General features: G+C 49.8%; 17 protein-coding genes. 8 read left to right on the forward strand and 9 right to left on the reverse strand.

What is annotated here, in order from left to right:
* Positions 1–158 precede the first annotated feature (158 nt).
* A complete protein-coding gene (gene hpsU / locus H6F91_RS03750; protein ID WP_190772821.1) occupies positions 159–773 on the reverse strand; it encodes a hormogonium polysaccharide biosynthesis acetyltransferase HpsU in 615 nt (204 codons plus the stop codon).
* 84 nt (positions 774–857) lie between these two features.
* Entirely contained in the window at positions 858–1,628 is a 771-nt protein-coding gene (locus tag H6F91_RS03755; protein ID WP_190772822.1) for a hypothetical protein, read from the reverse strand.
* Between the two features lie 309 nt (positions 1,629–1,937).
* On the opposite strand from H6F91_RS03755, the gene cobU reads away from it, so the two are divergent.
* The 3 genes from cobU to H6F91_RS03770 all read left to right on the forward strand — a co-directional run bounded on the left by cobU (position 1,938) and on the right by H6F91_RS03770 (position 6,137).
* Positions 1,938–2,489, forward strand: coding sequence for a bifunctional adenosylcobinamide kinase/adenosylcobinamide-phosphate guanylyltransferase (gene cobU, locus H6F91_RS03760; protein WP_190772823.1), 552 nt, complete (start codon positions 1,938–1,940; stop codon positions 2,487–2,489).
* A 165-nt stretch (positions 2,490–2,654) separates the two neighbouring features.
* The gene (locus H6F91_RS03765; RefSeq protein WP_190772824.1) at positions 2,655–3,095 is read left to right on the forward strand and encodes a hypothetical protein; all 441 of its coding nucleotides are present in this window, start codon (positions 2,655–2,657) and stop codon (positions 3,093–3,095) included.
* 1,131 nt (positions 3,096–4,226) lie between these two features.
* Entirely contained in the window at positions 4,227–6,137 is a 1,911-nt protein-coding gene (locus H6F91_RS03770; RefSeq protein WP_347280008.1) for an iron uptake porin, read from the forward strand.
* A 382-nt stretch (positions 6,138–6,519) separates the two neighbouring features.
* Here the strand turns inward: H6F91_RS03770 and ftsE are convergent, their stop codons facing one another.
* From ftsE to H6F91_RS03790, 4 genes are all read right to left on the reverse strand, one after another.
* Positions 6,520–7,284 carry a cell division ATP-binding protein FtsE gene (gene ftsE, locus H6F91_RS03775; RefSeq protein ID WP_190772825.1) on the reverse strand — a complete coding sequence of 255 codons (765 nt, stop codon included), beginning with the start codon at positions 7,282–7,284 and terminating at the stop codon, positions 6,520–6,522.
* Between the two features lie 292 nt (positions 7,285–7,576).
* Positions 7,577–8,350, reverse strand: a complete 774-nt coding sequence (locus H6F91_RS03780) for a WecB/TagA/CpsF family glycosyltransferase (RefSeq protein WP_190772826.1) — start codon at positions 8,348–8,350, stop codon at positions 7,577–7,579.
* A gap of 114 nt (positions 8,351–8,464) precedes the next feature.
* Entirely contained in the window at positions 8,465–10,450 is a 1,986-nt protein-coding gene (locus H6F91_RS03785) for an adenylate/guanylate cyclase domain-containing protein (RefSeq protein WP_190772827.1), read from the reverse strand.
* 165 nt (positions 10,451–10,615) lie between these two features.
* Positions 10,616–11,431 carry a FecR domain-containing protein gene (locus tag H6F91_RS03790; protein ID WP_190772828.1) on the reverse strand — a complete coding sequence of 272 codons (816 nt, stop codon included), beginning with the start codon at positions 11,429–11,431 and terminating at the stop codon, positions 10,616–10,618.
* Positions 11,432–11,700: 269 nt separating this feature from the next.
* On the opposite strand from H6F91_RS03790, the gene H6F91_RS03795 reads away from it, so the two are divergent.
* Positions 11,701–13,086 carry an aldehyde dehydrogenase gene (locus tag H6F91_RS03795; RefSeq protein WP_190772829.1) on the forward strand — a complete coding sequence of 462 codons (1,386 nt, stop codon included), beginning with the start codon at positions 11,701–11,703 and terminating at the stop codon, positions 13,084–13,086.
* Positions 13,087–13,123: 37 nt separating this feature from the next.
* On the opposite strand, the gene H6F91_RS03800 is transcribed toward H6F91_RS03795, so the two are convergent.
* Complete coding sequence (locus H6F91_RS03800; RefSeq protein ID WP_190772830.1) at positions 13,124–13,363, reverse strand: hypothetical protein; 240 nt, start codon at positions 13,361–13,363, stop codon at positions 13,124–13,126.
* An 80-nt stretch (positions 13,364–13,443) separates the two neighbouring features.
* Entirely contained in the window at positions 13,444–14,907 is a 1,464-nt protein-coding gene (locus H6F91_RS03805) for a DASH family cryptochrome (protein WP_190772831.1), read from the reverse strand.
* A gap of 116 nt (positions 14,908–15,023) precedes the next feature.
* Here H6F91_RS03805 and H6F91_RS03810 point away from each other — a divergent pair, with 116 nt between their 5' ends.
* The 4 genes from H6F91_RS03810 (at position 15,024) to H6F91_RS03825 (ending at position 21,496) form a co-directional block, all read left to right on the forward strand.
* On the forward strand, positions 15,024–16,058 hold the full coding sequence (locus H6F91_RS03810; RefSeq protein WP_190772832.1) for a hemolysin family protein: 1,035 nt from the start codon (positions 15,024–15,026) through the stop codon (positions 16,056–16,058).
* Between the two features lie 444 nt (positions 16,059–16,502).
* On the forward strand, positions 16,503–17,327 hold the full coding sequence (locus tag H6F91_RS03815) for a carbonic anhydrase (protein WP_190772833.1): 825 nt from the start codon (positions 16,503–16,505) through the stop codon (positions 17,325–17,327).
* Between the two features lie 341 nt (positions 17,328–17,668).
* The gene (locus H6F91_RS03820) at positions 17,669–18,130 is read left to right on the forward strand and encodes a tRNA (cytidine(34)-2'-O)-methyltransferase (protein ID WP_190772834.1); all 462 of its coding nucleotides are present in this window, start codon (positions 17,669–17,671) and stop codon (positions 18,128–18,130) included.
* 1,269 nt (positions 18,131–19,399) lie between these two features.
* Positions 19,400–21,496 carry a peptidoglycan DD-metalloendopeptidase family protein gene (locus tag H6F91_RS03825; protein WP_190772835.1) on the forward strand — a complete coding sequence of 699 codons (2,097 nt, stop codon included), beginning with the start codon at positions 19,400–19,402 and terminating at the stop codon, positions 21,494–21,496.
* A gap of 238 nt (positions 21,497–21,734) precedes the next feature.
* Here H6F91_RS03825 and H6F91_RS03830 read toward each other — a convergent pair whose 3' ends face one another.
* Complete coding sequence (locus tag H6F91_RS03830) at positions 21,735–21,938, reverse strand: hypothetical protein (RefSeq protein ID WP_190772836.1); 204 nt, start codon at positions 21,936–21,938, stop codon at positions 21,735–21,737.
* Positions 21,939–21,986 lie beyond the last annotated feature (48 nt).

Raw genomic sequence — 21,986 nt, forward strand, 5'->3', positions numbered from 1 at the left:
GGTGCTAATGGCGGTTTGGCCCCACTCTCATCCATCCCGAACTGAGGTGTGAAACAGACCAGCGGCGAAGATACTTTGGGGGTTGCCCCACGGGAAAATAGCTCAGTGCCAGGGTAATACTTAACCAAAAGCCTTCCTCAGATTGAGGAAGGCTTTAGTTATTGATGCAAAATTTGTCGGGGGGTACGCGGCATACAGGGGCTTCCCCAGCAGATGTATTGTGCTGGCATAGAACGAAAAACGCTGCTACGGGCACCAATGACAGCATTGGCGCCAATCTTTATATTAGGCGCAATGAAACAATCGGTAGCAATCCAAGCTCCATTGCCGATCATGATCGCCCCCAACTTTAAACCGAAAGCAGGGTCATGAATATCATGGCTTCCTGTACAAAGGTAGCTTTTTTGGGAGATGACGCAGTGCTCTCCCACTTCGATCGTGTCCAAGCTGTAGAAAACGACATCATCGCCAACCCAGCTGTAATTACCGATTGAGATCTTCCAAGGGTAAGTAAAGCGAGCTGTAGGACGAATGACGACGCCTTTGCCGATCTTTGCGCCAAAGAGTCGTAGTAAGAAGCATCGGGGGGCATGAAAGGAGTGAGGGGTTAGAGGAAAAAGTGTGCCTTGAAGGAGCCACCAAAGGAGAATGATCCAGCCAGGTCTGCCTTTATCAAATCCGTTCTGATGATAGTGGCGTAGATCAACTTGCGAGGGCAGATTAGGATCGGGTTCGCTGGAATCTGAGGTTGATTGAGAGGAAGGTAAATCCATGAAAGGTTTACTATCAAAACGATCTGTTTTGACTTAACGGAATTTCTGCAAGTTGTTCAGGAGTTTATCCATAAAAATTTGGAATTAGCCTACTCCGGGAGGGGATAGAGGTTCGGAGGGCTCTTTAGATGGAGTAATTGAGTTGGGCTCTTGGAGATAACTGTGAATGGTTACAAGATTTTCGGCTAGCTGGCTTAAGCGAAATTCCAGATAGTGTTTGCGACTAAGGAGTTGACGTAGCTTTTGGTGACGAGCGATCGCCAAACTAACCTGGGGAATCTGTTCAGATGGACAGGGTTGAGACTGAACGTGACCATCTGCATCGAGTGTGCAGAGACGGTAGATTGTGCGGGAGTGATCTGGGGAGGAGGGGAATGAACGATCCTCCATACTGTTAACGTATTGAGATATTTGAGAGATTTCAGCATGCTGCAGAAAGCCATGCTCGGTTTGGACTGGTGCGCCAAGTTGGGACTCTAGCCAACCGTCTATGATTGGGCCTTCTAGCTGAACATCTTGAATATTGAGGGTGAGCTGCTGAAGCTCTGCCTGCCAAGTGGTTAAGACTTTTTCGATCTCTTTGAGAATGCCAAGACTTAAGCCAGGTTGGAGTATTTGGCGAGGTTGTTTGGGCTGGATTGAATTGAGGTGAGGGAGGGTGAGAGGCGGGGAAGTCTCAGTGCCTGTAGAAAAAGGTCGTACAGTGACTGGATCTACTAAAGGTACAGAGATTAATGGAGATGGCTGCTGTACGGTTTGATCTTCGGATTGCTTATTTTGTGTGGGCTGTTCAGATGAGGATTGGCTGAGTTCAGAAAGGGTTGCTTGAATACGTTGCAGATTTGATTGGCTCATAGTTGTGCTCTTTGGCTATTTTCTCCATTGAGCTGAAATTTATCGCAAGGGTTAGCTTGTACGTACCTAGCACCCTGTTCGTTTTCGCCTTTTGCCATATTAAAAGCAAATGCTCCTAAATAAATTCATTTGCAAAACTATTTCATCTGCTTTGGACAAATGATGCTGGTAGAGACGTAGGGTACTTTTAAGGGATTGGATGAGGAAAAATGGGACAGCTAGTGTTCTAGACATCAGTTATGAGGAGAGACAGTTAAAGCTACCAAATCAGGCTCTTCACAGGGATATTGAATTCATGGTTTTACAAAAATGGGGTTGATATTGATTACGGGGCCTGCCCGTTCTGGCAAGAGTGAGTGGGCCGAGCAGTTAGCCGCACGATCGCAACACCAGGTTACCTACATTGCTACAGCTATGGTTGATGAATCCGATGATGAGTGGCGATTGCGCATCAACCAACATCGTCAACGTCGGCCTATAGAGTGGAAAACGCTGGAGGTATCCCTTGATTTGGCTTTTGTGATTGCTCAAGCTGGTGCTGAAGACTGTCTATTGGTTGACTCTTTAGGAACCTGGCTGGCGAATGCTATTGACCAATCAGAAGTAGAGTGGAATAGGGCTGAGCAGGAGTTTCTAGATGCATTGCACAAGACTGAAAGTGAGGTCATTTTAGTGGCTGAGGAGACCGGATGGGGGGTAGTGCCTGCCTATTCTTCAGGGCGGCGGTTTCGCGATCGCCTAGGTCGACTGACTCGAAAAATTGGGACGATTGCTGACTCAGTCTATTTAGTCACAGGAGGATATGCTTTGAACTTGAGCCAGTTGGGTACACCAATCGCTCAAATCCCATCTCCTGATTAAATTTCGCTCAACCTTAAGATTGACTTTGCTTTTGCAGCGCAGGATTTTAGAATTTGCTCGATAGGATAGAGTTAGGGAAAAAATATCCTGGCGTTACGCTCCCTATTGTTAATTGACGCAGGCCGGGTTTCAAGAAGTCGGATACTGACGAGTTTGAAAAATCCTATGGCAACTGCTGCAAAAGTTCGAGAATATTTAGCGTTTTGGTTTCAGTTAGGGAAGCCAATTTTGTTGCAAGGTGGGCGAGAGTCCATTTTGCCCAGTCCTGTTATTGAGGGTGGTCGATATAGCGCAGCTTTTGAAGATTGTTGGGTACGCATTCTCTCTTCCGAATCGGGAGATTGCTATCTACAGGGGACAGCACAGACTGTTACAGAGCTGTTATCTTCTAAATGGGAAGTTTATGGGTGTGCTCGGTGTAACATGCCGGTACCCATGATCGATCTGGGAACCCAGGTCAATAGTTGCCCTTGCGCGGATTTGGATAATTGGCCGAATTTGGATTTGCCTAGTCCGCGATCGCCGGTTAATACAGATGCTCAATTACAACGGATTCGCGATCGCTTAAGCATCACGAGACAGAAACTCTCATCTGGAGATGATTAGTGACGGTATATCTAGATTTTGCACCTATTTTCTAATGAACCTCCTGCATGAATTGATTTTGAGGACGTGAATTGTTGTACGGCGAAGCTGCGCAATGGTTCATGCAGAAGCCTATTATCCATATTGGTCGCTATTAGCGGCGGTAGCATGGATAGTAGAGGATCGATTTATTGAGCTGTAGAGTGAGAATATAACTACACAAAAGACAAGGCAGGGGTAAGGCTTTTTTCTTCTCTTCCTTTGTATTGCTATAACTATAAACAGCTCTGATTGGGTAACTATAAATTTTCTATATAAACTACGTTTAATATTTAGTATTGTACTCATTCTATATAACGGGTTTGTCACTGAATTCTATTGAGAGTAGTAGTGGATTATGCAGCATGCTTCATTATATGAATGTGAATTAATACCACTATATTAGTGAATCTAGATGATTCCTATAATGAATAGCGAACAAAGACAAACACAAGGCATATTAAAATCTAACGGTATTGGAAGGGCTCAACATTTTACCTAGGGCAATTTGAGATTTTCAAACTCATTCTATCTTTGGTTCAGAACAGAACTAAACGTCTTGTTGTGTTTGAAATTGCTCAGGTGTGTTCTTAGGAATTTGGGACTTTTGCTTCAAGTTGAGGGCGATCGCACAACCACACTTCTATAGTGTGTAGAGGATAAAGCTTGAGTAGGTATGTAGTAGGAACTTCTTCCCTATTACCTATTCAAATTTTTAGTGAGTCTTATAGATGATGTTTGCTTAGGGAATCTTTCACTTGTTTTATGACTGAAAGCTCTCTTGCACTGCTTCTAAGGTAACTTTTTTAAGTTGCTTTGAAGAAGGTTTTTCTATGGATAAAACTGTAGAAATTCAATGAGCATTTCAACATCTCCACTAGACCTCTGCGACTAGAACCTGCTTTAAATTTGTTTTTTCGTGTACCTCGTGCACGAAAAAACTTTCAGTAAGTACTAGAACACGCTCTAGTACTTCTAAATGTTGGTTGTTGGCACAAATCCTGCTTGATAAAAATTGTTCATTAATTACTAAAAAACTAGGAAAACTTTCCTAGAGGTTCCTTAACGGTTGCCAGTTTCTGTTTTTGTACTGTCATTGCGTGAGGATTGATTGTGAAGAAACCATTGCCTGTCTATGCGGCTCTTGGCTATTTTTGCTGCGTACTAACTGCCGTTTTAATGGGGGCGAGTTCTGTTAGGGCTCAGAATTTAGAGGAACCTGTTCAGGAGCCAGTGGGCAATTTTTTAGAGCTAGAGGATTTAACAGCAGCAAGTAACAATACGATTACGTCGGCTACAGATATTGTTACGCTAGAGCAAATTCGTGCACAGAGTCTGGAAGCTGGGGGTGAAGGAGATTTAACCTCCAGCCCGATGGCTCAGGTAACCTCAGTAACTCAGTTTTCAGATGTTCAACCCGGTGATTGGGCTTATGAGGCTCTATCTTTTCTGGCCAATTCGGAGGATCAAGGGGGGTTAGATTGCCTGGAGGGATATCCCGATGGCACTTATCGTGGGAACCGCGCACTAACCCGTTATGAGTTTGCGGCGGGCTTGGCAGCTTGTCTTGATGCCATTGGCAGTAGCGCCCTCGACCCAGAACAGCTTGCCCGTATTGAAGCCCTACAACGGGAATTCGCCTCAGAGTTAGCAGCTTTGCGAGGCCGAGTTGATGCATTAGAAGCCAGTGTCGCGGAGCTAGAAGAAAATCAATTTTCCACGACAACGACCTTAAATGGCCAGGTCATCATGGGGTTTGTAGGTGCAACTGGAGCTTACCCAGGCGCAGACGAAGACGATGCGACCCCAGCAATTTTGAGCAATACGAATGGCGAACCAGGAAGTGATGCCCAGTTTTCGTTGAACTATCGGGTACGACTGAATCTGGTTACCAGTTTTTCAGGGAATGACTTGCTCATTACAGGACTGCAAGCCTATAGCTTTCGGGGAGACCCTAATAGCATTCAAGGCACGTTAGGGTATTCGGATCCACAACCTGTAGAGCTGAATGCTAGTAATGTTCGGTTAGGGTATGAACCCCAATTTCCAGGCGTTGATCCGTCGGATCTATCGGCCCGTTCTGCGGATGACTTTTATCTTTATAAACTGCTGTATGTCTTTCCTGGGTTTGATAATGTCACCTTTTTTGTCGGATCCCATGCTGAGGTGACGGATGCGTTTCCAAATGTGAGCCCCTTTGCTAGTGAGACTCAGGGGGCTATTTCACGATTCGCACCTTACAATGCCGCAGTGCGCGTTTCTGGTGGTACTTCTGGAACAGGGTTGGCGTCTGCGGCGGGTTTCATTTGGGATATTTCAGACGACATCAATCTGACAGGGTTGTATGGCAGTGTAAATGCTTCTGTCTCGGAAAACCGGGGTCTGCTGGGAGGAACGCCGCTGGGTGCTGGAATTTTTAATGGGAGTTATGTGCTTGCTGCCCAACTGACAGTTCGGCCTTCGGATACTCTGAACATTGCACTTAACTATGCCAATAGCTATCACCAAATCAATATCTTGGGAACTGGGCTGAGCAGTTCTGATATTGGTTCAGTGTTATTTAATCCTTCAACAAATCAGCTTGATGCTGTTGGGGGAGACGCGGTATTGGCGATCGCCAATGAAGGTATCCGCCTCAATTCGTTAGGGGGAACGTTGAGTTGGGAATTTTTGCCTGACCTAACCCTGGTATTACAGGGAGCCTACATTTTTTCAGACCTAACGGGAGTGGATGCTTCTACGAACTTTATTAGTTGGATGGGAGGGTTGCACTTCCAGGATGTGTTTAGCGAAGGCAATACAGCTGGGATTCTGTTTGGGCAACCACTGAATCGGGATTCTGTTGGAGGCAATGCCTTTAATCCTGAAAATAATGATCCTTACCAGCTGGAAGGGTACTTCAGCTTCCGAGTGTCGGACAATATTACGATTACCCCTGGAGTGTTTGCAGTCTTTAATCCCGAAGGTTACAGCGGTAATGATACGGCTATTGTGGGGGTATTGCGAACAGCCTTAACTTTCTAGTTGGGTAGCTAAAATCTGCTTGGAGGCACATTGCCCTCCAAGCCTCCTCGTTGGGGGACAGTCTGCCGTCCCCTAGTTCTTCCTCGGCTATAGCGCTGTGCGGGTTGATTAAGTACGGTGGTGTGTGGCACTTCGTGTCCCACACCACCGTTGCTGTACTTAACGCACTTGCACATTGCTATAAAGAGTCTGGAAGGAAATGTGTTAGGCCGTCTTGCATCGATGAGGTATACAAAATAAAACCCCAATTCTTTTTGAGAAGGGTCGATGTAGTCGACCCTTCTCAGAAAATTGGAGTTTTATGAAATTCACGATTCGAAGAACAGTGGTGCATAACTCCTAAAGCTATATACCACTGTTCTTAAGTGACTTATGCCAATGGTTAGTTAACTAGATGGAAAAGCCTTCCGTGACGAAGTTGAACGACTGGATTGTCGGATAGACGAACGAGTTGCTCGTCGTGCGTGGTGATGATGACGGTAATGCCGATAGAATTGAGCTTTTTGAGAATTTTGACGACTTGGTGAGAGTTTTCGAAATCCAAATTGCCGGTAGGTTCATCGGCTAGGAGAATTGGAGGGGTGCCAACGATCGCCCGAGCAATGCTTACCCGCTGCTGTTCTCCCCCGGAGAGTTGATCGGGGAAGCATTCGGCCTTGTCGTGTAGCCCGACCATGCGGAGGGTGGGCAGGAGACGACGACGAATTTCTTTGCGAGTGTAGCCTTGAGCCCAGAGAACAAAGGCGACATTTTCGGAAACAGTGCGCCGGGGGATGAGTTTGTAATCCTGAAACACAACCCCGATGCGACGACGCAGGAGAGATAGGCGATCGCCCTTCAATGTAGACAAATCAGTTCCATTGACAATCACCTGGCCCTGGGTTGGCTTTTCGGCCCCATAGAGCAGTTTGAGTAACGTCGACTTGCCAGAACCCGATGGCCCTGTGATGAAGAGGAATTCGCCCTGCTTGATCTGAAGATTCAAGTTGATCAGGGCTTCGGAACCGTTGGGGTAGGTTTTGTGAACGTTTTGCAACCGCACCATGATGCTGTTGCTAGAACGGGGCTGAGAACCCACAGGCGATGCAGTCGGTGCATCCAGGGGGGACGGGAAGAAAGTTGAAGGGCGATCGCTAACGGAAGTCATACCTGATGTCGGGGAACTCGGGTTCTAAGGAGCGTCGAAGTCAATTCAGCAGGCTGCACCGGGGAAGTCATTCAAGCAGGCTTAGGTTTGCCTACCCTTTGAGCGGGTGGGCTTAAAGGTACCAATCAAAACGCTAACTTTATCCCGTTAATGATACTCAACTCCTGAAATTTGCCAACCAATCCGGAACAAAAGATTGTTAAGAACGTCAAGAACTTAACATCTATCTGCATTCCGGGCGGATTAGAACCTTGCAGTGGGGACGTGCACAAAACACCCACCAGTAAATTGATCAGCGGCCCAGGTGGATTAATGCTTTCCAGGCAAACTTGGGCAGAGCCAGCATTCGCCGCCATCGCCAAGGCTCTTGATAGAGGCGATAGACCCATTCCATGCCGTTGTTGCGCAGCCATTCGGGAGCGCGGGTTTTGCTTCCAGACCAGATGTCGAAGCTGCCACCTACTCCAATCCAGATGGCATTGGGACAGAGAGCGCGGTTTTCGAGAATCCATTTTTCCTGGCGGGGAACGCCCAGGCCAACCAGAATGATGCTGGGTTGAAGGGTGCTGAGTTTTTGTTTAAGGCTCTCTTGCTCCTCAGCGGATAGATAGCCGTGTTCTGCTCCGGCGATCGTCACGCTAGGAACACGCTCTTGCCAACGGCGGGCTGCTAACTCCGTTACACCGGGTGCGCCGCCGAAGAAGAACAAAGATGCTGGCCGTCCATCCGGAGTTTGTACTGCTGCGGATTGTTGAATCAGGGTTTCGGCTAGTTCAATGCCAGGGCATCGCTGAATGCGTTTGCGTCGCAACCAGAGGTAGAACACAACTCCAATGCCATCCGGAATGACCAGATCGGCCTGGCGGATGATAGCTGCCAGGGAGGGTTCCTGCTCCCCCTGCATCGCCATCTCAGCATTGAGGGTGACAACGTGGACTCCCTGCCCCTGTTGGGCTCGGTTGAGTAGCCAGGCGGGATAATCGGACAGGAGATGAATCGGCAGACCCAGCACTAAGGCTGTCTGCGGCGATTCAGATTCAAAGCGACTTTGCAGCAGTTCTGGCATGACGTGTCTGTCCTCTCCCACACCCAAATATTATCAAGGAAGTTCTAAAAGCTTGCGTTGGCGTCCACAGCTTCCGCACCTCTTTATAGCCATGCATTGTACTGAAGGATGGGTTTACGATTCCTTTAAATTCAATCCATGATGCTGATGGAGTTTCCGGTGCATTTGACGATAAGGTTCAGATGACGTACCTTTCAACCCCACCAGACTGTAGAGCATAACTTTGTTCTGACCCCGTCCCTTCATTTCGTGAGCGCCCACTGGCACGACCTCAACGGCATCCTGAACCTTTTCGTACAGGGATTCGGTGATCAGAATGTCGGTGATGAGTTTGCGGGTAAGCCCTTCCACACGGCTGGCAACGTTAACAGCATCCCCAATCAGCGCATACTCCCGGCGGCGGGCTGAACCGATGTCTCCGGCGATCGCCTCCCCAAAGTTGATACCTACCCCATTAAACAGGACGGCCTGCCCCCTAGCGGCCCACTCATCCTGCAACGCCAATAGTGCTTTGCGCATGGCCAATGCCGCGTGGATCGCATTTAAGGCATCGGCCTCTTCACCCTGGGAAATGGGAGAGCCAAACTCGGCCATGATGGCATCTCCAATGAATTTATCGACGGTGCCCCCTGCTTCAAGAATGACTTCCACCATGGCGTTGAGGTAGGTGTTGAGCTGCTCAACCAACTGCTCCGGCTCCGTTTCCAGAGAAAAGTTCGTAAATCCACGAATGTCGCAAAACAATACAGCGGCTCGAACTCGCCGTCCCTTCAGTAGCGATTGGAAGTCATCAGAGTTTGTCAAGATTTCGCGGACGATGGGAGCTGCAACGTAGCGTTCTAAAGTATGGCGCAGGCGGCGTTTTTCGAGTTGATCGGCAATACTGCCCGTTGTGAGATTGGAAAGGCCGCTGAGGAGCAGAATGGTGAACGGCACGGCAACGGGCAAAATGGTGTAGCCATACATCAAGCTGAAGTAACTAATGCCTCCCCAGGCGATCGCCACTCCCAAAAATCCTAAAAACAGTGGCACTGGGCGTTTGAAGCGATAGATCAGGAAGGTGGCGATCGCCATGGTTCCTAACCCAACCGCCCCAGCTCGTCCAAGTGGATTGGGCAGAGCGTCCTGTATGACCCGGTTCTCCATGAGGGTTGCCAGAGTATTCGCGTGCAGTTCAATTCCCGGCATCCGTTCGGAAAAGGGTGTCGCGACAAAATCTTGAAATGACTCAGCAACAGGCCCGATGAGCACTACTTTTCCGGCAAAGGTTTGCTGTTGCTGGTGGTAAGCCCAATTTTCGGGGGACAGCAAATGCCAGAAGGGAATGCGAGGAAACGTTGTGGGGCGACCATAGAAATAGATATGGCCTGTTGTTTTTTCCGGGCTGGAAAACTGAGCGGCTTTCAGAGCCGCCAGGGCAAACGAGTGAGTGTCTTGAGCCAGGCCGAGTGGCTGTAAGACTTGTTGAATAAAGTTTTCAGGAAGCTGGGAAACGCTCTGATCCGGTTCAGGCAGAAAGTTAATCAGGTGATAGGGCGGCTCTGCTTGAAATTGGGGATTGGGGACAACTAATTGCCCCATTTCGCCAGAATCTGGGTTGCCGAAGGTTTCGTATTGGCTAGCCAGGACGACGCGATCGCCATACTTAACCAGCACTCGGCCCAACTCCGCATCCCCGGCGGGGTCATCCTGCCGGGGATCCACAAAAATGACGTCGACGGCTACGGCTTTTGCCCCGGCTTGCATCAAACGTTCGATCACACGGGCATAGGCGCTGCGTTTCCAGGGGTAGGTCTGGAGGGGTTCAAAGTCCGGATTGCTTTGCGGATCTGCCAGGTAATCTTTACCCCGATCAAGAGAGCTTTGATCCATTTCCAGAATCACAACGTTCTCGGGGGGTGGGGTAGTGCCTCGCAGACGGAAGAAAAGGGTTTGGGCCCGGTGTTCCATCCACTGAACTGTGCCGAGATTTACGGTGGTGGCGATCGCACCCAAGGTTGCCCAGGTTATGACCAATCCATATCCCAGGCTGCTAAGAGCGATGGGCGATCGCAATGGCTGAAGTTTGGGGGCTCGGGGGGCAGTTTGTAATGGCTTCATTCAGCGTAGTGAGAGGTGGTTCTACTTAAAAGGGTGATGGTGCGCGCAGCTTTGCACGCGCCATCACTCTTTTGAGTATCTTGATTTGGGCGCGCTTTAAAACTCGCTGAAAGGGTCGTTTTTCCAGGCGCGAAGCGCACGGAAAAACGACCTTGAAAACAGGATCTAGAAGGGGAAGCCAGGGATAGATGGAGTCGATGGAATAGATGGACCGGGAATGGGGAGACCAGAGCTATCCAGGGGGAATGGAATATTGGGGTAGAGTTGCTGGAAGCTTGATTGGATGCGGCTCAAACCTGGCAACAATTGCAGAAAGCCGTCGAACAGTTCTCCCAGCAAAATATCTTGGAACTCATCGGCGGTAATTTGTTCAATGTCGCTCAGGCGATCGCCCTCCTGGGTCGAAACCTTCTCGCCTGCTTTTAATACAACGCTCTCAGGTTCATCAGAAGTCGCCTCGGGAGCTGTGCTATCGGGGCTTGTCACGATTCCGCCACTCTCGTTTTTGGTAACGGTTACTTCCCCCTCAAGAACTTTGACCTGTTCCCGACCATCGTCATCGACTTCCATCAGGTAAGTCGTGCCTCGCACCCCAGCGGTGACAGAACCCGTGCATCCGTTAACAGCGCCATTCACCAGCAACACGCCGCGCTGAAGCTGGGCACACTGCCCGACTGTGAGGGACGAATTGCTAGAAAGGCGGGCGACAGCTCCCGTATTAAAGTTCACCTGAGCGCGGGCACTACCTGTGCGAACGTTTTGCCCACGATTAGCTGTATCACCGACACGGGCCTGGTTGTTTTGAATAAAGACTTCAGAACCGTCTAACACTTCAGCAATAGTGCCAGCGGATACGGTTTGGGCCGTTCCAGGGGAGTTCCAACTACCGATGCCAAGTACGATCGCAAAACCGAATACAAGACCAATCAGCCACGGGCGCAACGGGCGAAGCGTTAGCCTCGCCATAAAAAATTGGATCATAGGGGCATCTCACAAATTAACGGACGTCATTCACGTCTTCGAATCACCTGTCCTGTGTTCCGTGCAGCGTTTTAAACTGCGGATGCACCCATTTCCCAGTTTATTTTCCCCATCAGGCTGCCTGCATACTTGTAAGTTTGCGTAACAATAGAGTTGGGTCATGCTAAATTGCGAGGATTTTTGAGCATAAAAACTTCTCTATATTCAAAAATTCTTACAACTCAGCAGAACCAGGATTTATTTGTGTAAACCCACCCCGTGAGAACGCTATGGTTCAGTCTGTGCAGCAATCCTTCACTGATGTTATCCAGCGTCAGCGTCGCTTCTTCGAAACGGGAACTACACGACCTCTAACGTTCCGGCTAGAGCAGCTACAGCGGTTGCGACAGGCCATACTGGATGGGCGCGATCGCATCATTACTGCCCTTGCGTCCGATCTGGGCCGGCCTGAATTCGAAGCCTACGCCTTTGAAGTTGGAGTGCTGAAGGAACTGGATTATGCGCTCAAGAATTTAGCCAAATGGGCCAAACCCCAACGAGTGCCCATCCCCCTGGAACAGCGACCTGGCAAGGCACAGATTGTGTCAGAACCCCTGGGTGTTGTGCTAATTATGGGACCGTGGAACTATCCAATACAGCTGGTGTTGGGGCCATTGGTCGCTGCGATCGCTGCCGGAAACTGTGCTGTCCTCAAACCTTCGGAGCTGGCTCCAGCAAGTTCTCGCTTTGTGGCTGAACTGGTGAAGGAAACCTTTGAGCCTGATTTTGTCACCGTGGTGGAAGGCGGCGTAGAGGTGGCACAATCCCTGCTGGAGGAACGGTTTGACCATATCTTCTTCACCGGGGGGACGGCCATTGGCAAGGTAGTGATGGCGGCGGCGGCGAAGCATCTCACCCCTGTAACCCTGGAATTGGGTGGAAAAACTCCCTGCATCGTAGACGCCGATGTCGATTTGCCCACAACAGCCCGACGGATTCTCTGGGGTAAGTTCATCAATGCGGGGCAAACGTGTATCGCTCCCGATTATTTATTGGTAGATCGCAAGCTCAAACCTGCCTTGCTGGAGCAGTTACAAACGACACTGCAGCAGGCGTATGGTGAAGACCCGAGCCAGAGCGCAGACTTTGGGCGGATTGTGAGCGATCGCCACTTCGCCCGTGTCAGCTCATTGCTCAACTCTGGCACTATCGTCGCCGGAGGTATAACGGATGCCAGCCAGCGCTATATTGCCCCTACCATCCTGGACAATGTTGCGCCTGATTCTCCAGTCATGCAGGACGAAATTTTTGGTCCGATTCTGCCAGTGCTGGAATATGACGATTTGGGGGAGGCCATTGCCTTCATCAACCAACGCCCCAAACCCCTGGCTCTCTATGTTTTCTCTCGCCAGGCAGCCGTACAACAACGGGTCATTCAACAAACCTCATCCGGTGGAGTCTGTATCAACGACACCATCATGCATATTGGCGTGTCGGAGCTGCCTTTCGGCGGCGTAGGAGACAGCGGCATGGGTCGCTATCACGGAAAAGCCGGGTTCGATACCTTTTCCCACGCTAAAAGTATTCTGACTAAACCCTTCTGGCTGGATTTAGATTGGCGTTATCCACCCTATGCCAACAAGATGGGGTTGCTGAAGCGGGTGATTGGTGGCTGAAAGATTGATATCAAGTTCGGTTGAATAACGTCACTCATCACTGTTGCTGCCCCAACAGCTCCCGGCATTGTTGAATTGTTAGTGCACTAGGTTGGTCCAGGGTGCCGACCCAGGCCCCCAAAAAAACGAGTAACAAAATGGCCAGCACAATGGGGGTGGGGTCTCCCCAACCGTTAGGGTTACCGGGTGGATCAATTTTGGGCATAGGCTCGCTCTCGTTGCGGGTAGACAGTGGTACTCGCTCCGGCATGGCACGGAAGCTTTTAATCGCTTCCATTACAACATGGTTACTCGCAAGTCGGGTAAAACCCTCTCAAAAAGAGATGGCACAGGGTTAGCGCACTATCTCTTTTCGGGTCAACGACGGTAAACCTGGAGTGCCTCATTATAAAGTTGCTCGTTGGTCTTAGCCGATTTGAACAAATCCACAAGGGGCCTTGGATAGTCAACGCCAACCCGGACACCAAAGCGCTGTTGCTCAACGGGCTGAAGCTTCCATGGCTCATGAATTTTGGCCGCTGGAACTCCTGCTAACTCGGGGAGCCAGTGTTTCACATACGCGCCCTGGGGGTCGTAGTCTTTTGACTGTTTCAGAATGTTGAAGAAGCGAAATCCTCGGGCATCGTTGCCAACTCCAGCCGTATAGTTCCAGTTGCCATAGTTGCTGCACACGTCGTGGTCGATCAGCTGAGATTCAAACCATTCAGCTCCCATACGCCAATCGATACCGAGATTTTTAGTGAGGAAGCTGGCGACATTCTGCCGCCCCCGGTTAGACATGAAGCCGGTGGTTGCTAGTTCTCGCATGTTCGCATCCACTAACGGGAACCCCGTCATACCCTGCTGCCATTGCTCAAACCGTGGCCAGTCTTGCTTCCAGGGGATGGGAATACCCTGTAACCCGGCGGGTTGAAACACCTTGGTGCCGTGCTTGGCACAGATAAAACGAAAGTAGTCTCGCCAGAGCAACTCGAAGATGAGCCAGTAAGTGGAATCATTTTTGATCCGCTCGGCTTCATACTGCTGCACTTGCTCGTAGATCAGACGGGGAGACAGGCACCCCAAAGCTAACCAGGGGGAGAACTTAGAGGAGTAATCGGCCCCCAGCAGGCCGTTGCGAGTTTCTTTGTAGAGATGGAGGCGATCGCCCTCCCATATATATTGATGTAATCGCGCCATCCCCGCTGTTTCCCCGCCCCGGAAGGGTAGAACCCCTCGCTCATCTGGTGTGACAGGTTTCAAACCCAAGTCAGCCAGGGTGGGCAGTTCTCCAGGTTCAATATGAGGAAGCGGGGGAAGGGTTTGGGGCGATCGCCATGGCGACCTCACGGCCGACCGCTGCTCCACCTGTTTGCGAAAGGTGGTAAACAACTCTGGCAGTTGTGCCATGGCAAAGGGGAGATCCTCAGGATGGTAAAGGGTATGGCCCCACACCAGATCCAACCGCACATTTTGAGCGGCTAAAGCTTTTTGCAATGCCCGTTCCACGTGAAGCTCTTCGGATGTTGCTTCAGCTTGGGCATAGACTGTATCGATACTCAGCTTTTCTGCTAATCGCGGAATCTCGATTTCGGGCTTCCCGTAACGAAGAATTAAATCACTCCCTAAACGACGCAAAGTTTGGCGTAAATCAGTCAAACTTTCTAGTAGGAATTGAGCACGAAACGAACCCGTTTTAGGAAAACCGAAGGATGTGGTGTGGAAGTGCCGTGGATCGAGACAGTAAACCGGGAGGATGGGAGTTTGAGAGGCGATCGCCCGCCTTAAGGGCTCGTGATCGTGAACCCGCAGGTCGTTACGAAACCAAATTATCTGGGTCATCCGCGTGGTATTCGATGGGTGAATTTGCCAGGAGCCCAACCCCACGAAACATCCTCGCTGTAAATAGAGGATGATAAGACATTAGTACTGCCTTTGCTGCCCCAGGGCAGGTTGTTATGCTAACGCTCCTTACTATTACATTAGCCGTCATTTGTGGCTCCGCGATCTGCTCCTGCACCGAAACGGCGCTGCTGTCCGTCTCGATGATCAAAGTCCGTCAATGGGCTCAGGGAAATCGGCGGTCGGCAAAAGCACTTCTAGCTATCCGGGAGAAGATCAACCGTCCCATTGCTACTCTGGTTATCTTCAATAACCTATTTAATATCCTGGGCAGTATTGTGATTGGTTCTCTGGCCTCTTCCGTGCTGGAAAGTGCTCTCCTGGGGGTGTTCTCGGGCATATTGACCTTTCTTATTATTATTTTTGGAGAAATTTTACCCAAAACCTTTGGCGAACGGTTTGCAGAACCGATCTCCCTGGCGACTGCGATTCCATTGGCCGGGCTCACATTTGTTATTACGCCACTCATTTGGATGTTGGAGAAGGTGACTGCTCCCCTAGTGGGCGATCGCCCCCTCACAACGACCAATGAAGCTGAAATTCAATTTTTGACAACGGTTGGTCGTCAGGAAGGGGTGATTGGTAATGATGAGGCAGAAATGATTCATCGAGTTTTTTCCCTGAATGACACCACGGCGGTGAAACTGATGACTCCTCGCGTGGCGCTGACTTTTATTCAGGGAGATTCTACGCTGAGTGACGTTCAGCAGCAGCTCGTGGATTCGCAGCACAACCGATTGATTGTAATTGACGAAACGATTGATCATGTTCTGGGGGTCGCATTACGGAACGAGTTGCTGGCCGCCATTGTGGCAGGGCAGGGCGATCGCCTGGTGGCAACTCTGGCCCGTCCGGCCTGGTTTATCCCCGATACCTTACGGGCGGATAAGTTGTTGCGTCTATTTCAGGCGAAGCGTGAACACCTGGCTGTTGTGGTGAATGAATACGGCGTGGTGATGGGTGTGGTGACTCTAGAGGATGTTCTGGAAGTCATCACCGGCGAAATTGTGGATGAGACCGATGATGTGACAGATATGCAGGCGTTTGCTCGACGGCGGCGCGATCGCCTCTTGAAGTCCTATCGAATCTAGAATCACAAATAACAACATGCTCGCCATTTTTTTGAAGCCCTTGATTTTGCGTGCGTGTCGCGCATGCAGAATCAAGGGCTTTAGAAAAATAGGGTAAGCCCTGAGCAGAGTCTTGACCTGGGGCGATCGCTATACCAACCATTGAGAACCGCTATAGCCAGGTTCAAAAGGTCTCATAGGTCAAATTCAAAAATTCTCCAAATCCCTGGTAGGCACCGTGATACAGTCCTTAACAGAGGTATGAAGTTTGCTAATTAAATTTGGACGCTAGTAAAGAAAGAGATCAAAACTCTTGATAGAAAGTGTCCGGGCAACTTTATCCGAGATGATATATAGTGCAGCGGGCGAAACAGGATACATTTCCAGCGTCAACCCCAGAGACACCGGTTTCTGAGTTGGTGTGGGCTGCTCCTTCTAAACCCCCTGTCTGGAAGGGACGTACCAATGAAAGAACTGATTAAAGGGTTACGGCGATTTAAGTCGGAATACTTCTGTCGCAACCAGCAATTGTTTGAGAAACTGGCCCATGGGCAGCAACCCCGCGTGCTGTTCATCACCTGTTCAGACTCACGGGTTGACCCCGAACTACTCACGAGCGCGGCTCCAGGCGAAATTTTTGTGATCCGCAATGCTGGAAATATTGTGCCACCCTATGGTGCGACCAACGGCGGGGAAGGGGCCACAATCGAATATGCCGTACAGGTTTTAGGTATTGATCAAATCGTGGTATGCGGCCACTCCCACTGTGGGGCCATGAAGGGCTTGCTCAAGTTGGAGACCCTGCGCGAAGAACTACCCCTAGTCTACGAGTGGCTCAAACATGCAGAAGGCACTCGGCGCTTATTGCAGGAGCACTATGGCGATCGCACGGGAGAAGATTTGCTGGATACAGCGATCGCCGAAAACGTGCTCACTCAAATCGAAAATCTTCGCACCTATCCCGTCATTCGTGCTGGGCTATTTAATGGTGACCTAAAAATTTACGCCTGGATTTATGACATTGACACTGGGGAGGTGGTGGCCTATGACCCCGAAACCCATGCCTATGTTCCTCCTCAAAGTCTTCTGTCCCCCGAAGAACTGGATGCAGAGCTTTTAACACCCGCGATTGAAGGCTGTGCCCTGCCGACATCTTCTAATGGGTTCTCCTCGCAACCGACAACCGCATCGACACGCGAAATGGTTCCGGCCAATCAGCGTTTCCCCTTTGTTTATATGTCTCCAGAACAGGCGGACCGCATTTATCGAGGCTCAAAAGCATCACGTTAGCCTCAAGTTCGTTTGGTTTCTTCCGCGATAGGGGTTTTATCGTCTCGATCTTGCCTGCTTTATGGGAGCCATTGCACTATGGCTTCCTACGGGCTTTTATGAACGAAAGGGAGCTGAAGAATTAGAGTTACCTATATATCCCTAACCTCTTTCGCTGCCTAGTTCGGTTTAAAGCCCCTAAGCCGAGCCTATGAATAGGCAAAACCCTGGGTATTCTTCATCCGGAAGGAATCTATAAATGGATTGATTAAAAAATCCAATAACTCATCCCAAGGGCCGTGGCGTTTTTCATAGGCTTAACTTATTAATCCTTCGTTGATCTTTTTGAGCTGCTCCTCGTTATGCCCCGTGTTGTTCTTGTTAATCCTCAGATTCCTCCCAATACTGGAAATATTGCTCGAACCTGTGCTGCGACAGGCACAGAGCTACATTTGGTAGGGCCTTTAGGGTTTGAAATTAGCGATCGCTACCTGAAACGTGCGGGTTTAGACTATTGGAGCTATGTGAATCTGCATTACCACCCAACCTACGCTGACTTCCAACAGTACCACTCAGTGTTTTCAGGCCGTCTTCTAGGTTTCAGCACTTCAGGAAAATGTAGTTATGTTAAGTGCAGTTACGCAGCTGACGACTGGCTCCTGTTTGGTGCAGAAACTACGGGGTTGTCCCCGGAGGTTTTGCAAGCTTGCGATCTAACCTTGCGAATTCCTATGGCAGAGGTAGGAGTGCGGAGCCTGAACCTATCCGTGAGTGTTGCCGTTGGCTTATTTGAAGCGAAGCGACAATTGAATCAACTGACCTGAATGAACGTAAGCTTTATTGATAAATCCCTGTAGAAGTATTGCTGCGTAGAAAACCTAAGTCTTCCGCCCAGCAATGCTTCTACAGGGATTTACCTACTTCTGTTGCCCTATATAGGTGGAGCATTGGTGTGGCACCTTCTGGTTAGCCGTTCGTGCAAGACCCCGATCAGAACGTGTCAGATCAACCTAAATATTAAATTCACATACTGGTAGAACCGCATGGATATGGGTCACTGCTAAAGCTACTTAGCAGCCCAATGTAAGGAATGAAGTTTCTCACCCCAGGAAGTGGCAACATCTAAAACCTATACCGTTAGCGACAGGTGTGCTTTGAGAGACGCGCAACAAGCTGTCCATTTTCATGCTAGGAAAGCCAGCAAAACCATCTATTACTGTATAGCTGATTGGAAATTCATAGACCGTCTCCGTAAAATCCCTGAGCTTTTCGCAGCGCTTCATGGAGTACAGCCTTGCTACTGGCAGCGAAGATTTTTGAACCAGAAATGACTGTTTTCCCGGAGGATCCTTCGTTTAAAGGGAAACAATAAGGGGAAAATACGCATGACTTATAGAAATAGAAATTCAGTAGTCTGCAATACCTTGCCACCTAGTCTTGTATAAGAAATCCCAATAAACAAGTCTGGAAATGCGCGTTAAGCTAAAGCGGTTAAGAGGGTGTATTGGCACTTCGTAAAAAAGGGTAAATGCATGCTCGTAAAAACAGGTTTGGGGCGAATACTTCCTTCAAGCCTGTAGCCAGAATTACTATCCAGGTGCTGCAAAAAGACAGCCATTGGGTTCTGGAAAAGATCTTTTAGGTTGGGTGTGAGTAATTTGGAAAAAAGCTTGAAAGCTCTGCTGAATAAGGATTTTGGCTTTCGGTGTTAAAGCAGAAAAGCCCTTAAGAGTTGACAAGGGGTGTTTGCAAAAGGTAAAAAGCTAAGCTTGTAATTCAGATTTGCTAAAGGGTGTTGCGTTTGGCAGTTTCTGAATGCTTTCTGGATCCGGTGAGCACCTTGCTAGTTCAGTTGTTTCATCGATTCAGGAATGTCGGTTAACACATTGCTTTCGATTTTGTTTCCAAGCAGGTGTTGATTTTTCTTAAGTCTGGTGTAATCTTGTCTAAGCTAACGAGTGAAGGTAATGTTACCTAGCCGTAAGCCTTTGTCAGTGATCTGAATCGTTCGTTCGTGTGATCCCTGTCACTAAGTTCAGGGCCACGGTTTGAACTATAGGACAGTTACACGCCGTTCACAGGGAGGTTTTTCTTTGAGACGCGTAGTTCCGCAGAAGGTTCAGCCCGCTGCTGACCAATCGTATTCCGGAGAGTTGCCGACGGAGATAAGTAAGCCGGGCAATCCCGGCGGCGCCCGTCGCGCCCGTACTTCAGCCGCCATGATTGGCTTGGCTATCTCTATGGGAGCATCCGGGCTCCTAATTCCTCGCCACGATGGTCGTGCAGTGGCCGCTGAGCCCCAAACGGCAGAGGCAGAGTCGGCTCCTGTTCCCGTTGATTCTAGCGACTTGTTACAGCCCGCCGCTGCTTCCGATGAGATTACCCGTTCTGAGTCTGTGGGTGAAGTCACAGGTTCTCTCAGCACCGATAGTCCCTCTTCCAACGCCCTCGAAAAAGCTGAGGGCGTTTCTCCTGAAGGAAGCTTTGAACAGCTGCGCATGGATCGAGATACGTCTCTCGAGCGCCTGAGATATCAGCGAAGCCAGCTCCAGCAAAGCCTATCAGGCTCAAGGGTTGCCCCAGAGTCTGTAGAGGTTCCCGAAGCGAACATTCCTAAAGCGATCGCTCCCGACACGACTCCTGAAATGCTTCCTCCGGAGCTATCGGGAACCGTACTTTATCGGGTGAAGCCTGGTGATACGATTGACTCCATTGCCCGCGACCATGGCGTCTCTCGACAGACCCTAATTTCCCTAAACGATCTGCAAAATCCTGACTTTCTGCGAGTGCATCAGGCTATCCGAGTGCCCCAGGTTTCTCAGGAAGCTCAGTTGCCTCATGGTTTTGTTAATGTGTCGGCTCCTACTGCTGAGCCGGAAGCTCAACTCCCCCAAGTGGTGCGCCCTTCTGTGGTAGCGGCCACGGTGTCCCCTGCGCCTCGGTCTACTGTTCATCGGGTTGCCCCAGGGGAGACAGTGGCGGCGATCGCTCGAGCTTACGGTGTTTCCTCAGCAGCGCTCATTACAGAGAACAGGTTGACGAATCCCAATCGCATTTGGGCTGGCCAGGAGTTGCATATTCCTGGTGGTACCCGCGTCGAACAGTCAGCTAGTTTACCTTTGACCATTGCATACAACCCTGAAGGGGCGTCTTCTGCTGAACCCTTAACTAAGGATTCAGGATTTGAGGCTTCTGTGCCTGAAGTGGCAGCGCTTCCGTCTGGTGCTTTGGAGAACTTGTCCCGCCCGGAACCAATTGTTTCCTCCAACAGCGCGGTTTTCTCGACGGAATTCATTGCGGTTGAGTCTTCAACGCCTGAGGTTTCAGGAGTTGTGCCTCCGATTGAAGCTTTGCAAGCTTCTACAGTTCCGGCTGTGGGAGGAAGCAACCTCTACGCGGCTCAGTTAGCAAGTGAGGTATCTGACCTCCAAACTCGCTACTCCAGTGAGCGAGTTGAGGTGCCCTCTGCTGCTCAGCAACCGACTCTAATTGCCTCCAGTTTTGTTGGCCGTCGTTCGAATTCGGTAGCGTCTTCTGATCAGCAGCGTGTTGCGGCAGTGGCTCCAACCACTGCTCCCGAGGTGATCGATGCTCAGCTGTCGACAGAAGAGTTGCAGGAGCGGGCTACGGAACGGAAACCAGATGCCGTTGCGACTGATTCTGCTACAGAACCTCAAGTGGTGGCTGCAGCTCCTATCGGCTCTGAGAATTACGCGCCGTTACTCGAACCGATTGTTGGTCGGATGGTAGCTCCTGAGTTGCCACCTCTCCCTGCCGCAGATGCCTTCTTGCCTCAGGGTTCGAACATCTTTGCAGGTTATGCTTGGCCGGCTCGGGGCGTTTTGACTTCTGGCTATGGTCCTCGCTGGGGTCGGATGCACCGGGGAATTGACATTGCTGCTCCTGTGGGAACTCCTGTTTATGCTGCTGCGCCGGGAGTAATTGAATATGCGGGTTGGAACTCCGGTGGCTATGGCTACATGGTAGACATCCGCCATCCCGATGGCAGCATGACTCGCTATGCTCACAACAGTCGTCTGTTGGTGCAGCGTGGTCAGGAAGTCGCTCAAGGTGATCAGATCTCCGAGATGGGCAGCACGGGCTATAGTACTGGCCCTCACCTCCACTTCGAGATCCACATGCCTGAGCGAGGTGCTGTTAATCCTATGACGATGCTGGCAGCTCGCTAATTTCTAAAGCGTTAGCGTCTACCCTTGACTCAGGAAAACCATTCAGGTTTTCCTGAGTCTTGTTTTTCCAAACGATGGAGTGCTGTGAAAACCTGTGCGAAGCACAAGGTCTCACAACACTATTAGCTTATTGCTTAAATGCTTTTTACAAAGAGCAAGACCTGTATTCTGCTTCAAGTAGGGGAATACAGGTTTAATGACCAAAATAGAGGGGGCTTAGCCCCCTCTATTTTGGTCATTAAACTAGTCGAATCTTTCCCGTTCGTAAGGCATCAAACACTTGATTAATGCGACGGCGATCGCCATCATTCAGTCGACTATCGGATAGAAGTGCCGTCATGAGGCTCTGGTGGTCCTTGCGGCTGATCTGACCTGTTTCTAAAATATGGTTGATTTCCAGAGAGTTATTGGAGTTGGGTCTCTCGGTGTTTGACGAAATCATGCGTAACGTTGCTCCTAATGCGTCCCTAGATGCTGAATCACTCAATAT

The sequence above is a fragment of the Leptolyngbya sp. FACHB-8 genome (assembly GCF_014695575.1).
Lineage (GTDB): Bacteria > Cyanobacteriota > Cyanobacteriia > Elainellales > Elainellaceae > Vacuolonema.

Excerpts from the sequence above, each read along its gene's own strand:
- cobU (WP_190772823.1), top strand. The coding sequence starts at position 1,938 with ATGGGGTTGATATTGATTACGGGGCCTGCCCGTTCTGGCAAGAGTGAG.
- H6F91_RS03790 (WP_190772828.1), bottom strand. The coding sequence starts at position 11,431 with ATGATCCAATTTTTTATGGCGAGGCTAACGCTTCGCCCGTTGCGCCCG.
- H6F91_RS03755 (WP_190772822.1), bottom strand. The coding sequence starts at position 1,628 with ATGAGCCAATCAAATCTGCAACGTATTCAAGCAACCCTTTCTGAACTC.
- H6F91_RS03780 (WP_190772826.1), bottom strand. The coding sequence starts at position 8,350 with ATGCCAGAACTGCTGCAAAGTCGCTTTGAATCTGAATCGCCGCAGACA.
- H6F91_RS03810 (WP_190772832.1), top strand. The coding sequence starts at position 15,024 with ATGCTAACGCTCCTTACTATTACATTAGCCGTCATTTGTGGCTCCGCG.
- H6F91_RS03795 (WP_190772829.1), top strand. The coding sequence starts at position 11,701 with ATGGTTCAGTCTGTGCAGCAATCCTTCACTGATGTTATCCAGCGTCAG.
- H6F91_RS03820 (WP_190772834.1), top strand. The coding sequence starts at position 17,669 with ATGCCCCGTGTTGTTCTTGTTAATCCTCAGATTCCTCCCAATACTGGA.
- H6F91_RS03800 (WP_190772830.1), bottom strand. The coding sequence starts at position 13,363 with ATGGAAGCGATTAAAAGCTTCCGTGCCATGCCGGAGCGAGTACCACTG.
- H6F91_RS03785 (WP_190772827.1), bottom strand. The coding sequence starts at position 10,450 with ATGAAGCCATTACAAACTGCCCCCCGAGCCCCCAAACTTCAGCCATTG.
- ftsE (WP_190772825.1), bottom strand. The coding sequence starts at position 7,284 with ATGACTTCCGTTAGCGATCGCCCTTCAACTTTCTTCCCGTCCCCCCTG.
- H6F91_RS03805 (WP_190772831.1), bottom strand. The coding sequence starts at position 14,907 with ATGACCCAGATAATTTGGTTTCGTAACGACCTGCGGGTTCACGATCAC.
- H6F91_RS03815 (WP_190772833.1), top strand. The coding sequence starts at position 16,503 with ATGAAAGAACTGATTAAAGGGTTACGGCGATTTAAGTCGGAATACTTC.
- hpsU (WP_190772821.1), bottom strand. The coding sequence starts at position 773 with ATGGATTTACCTTCCTCTCAATCAACCTCAGATTCCAGCGAACCCGAT.
- H6F91_RS03765 (WP_190772824.1), top strand. The coding sequence starts at position 2,655 with ATGGCAACTGCTGCAAAAGTTCGAGAATATTTAGCGTTTTGGTTTCAG.
- H6F91_RS03830 (WP_190772836.1), bottom strand. The coding sequence starts at position 21,938 with ATGATTTCGTCAAACACCGAGAGACCCAACTCCAATAACTCTCTGGAA.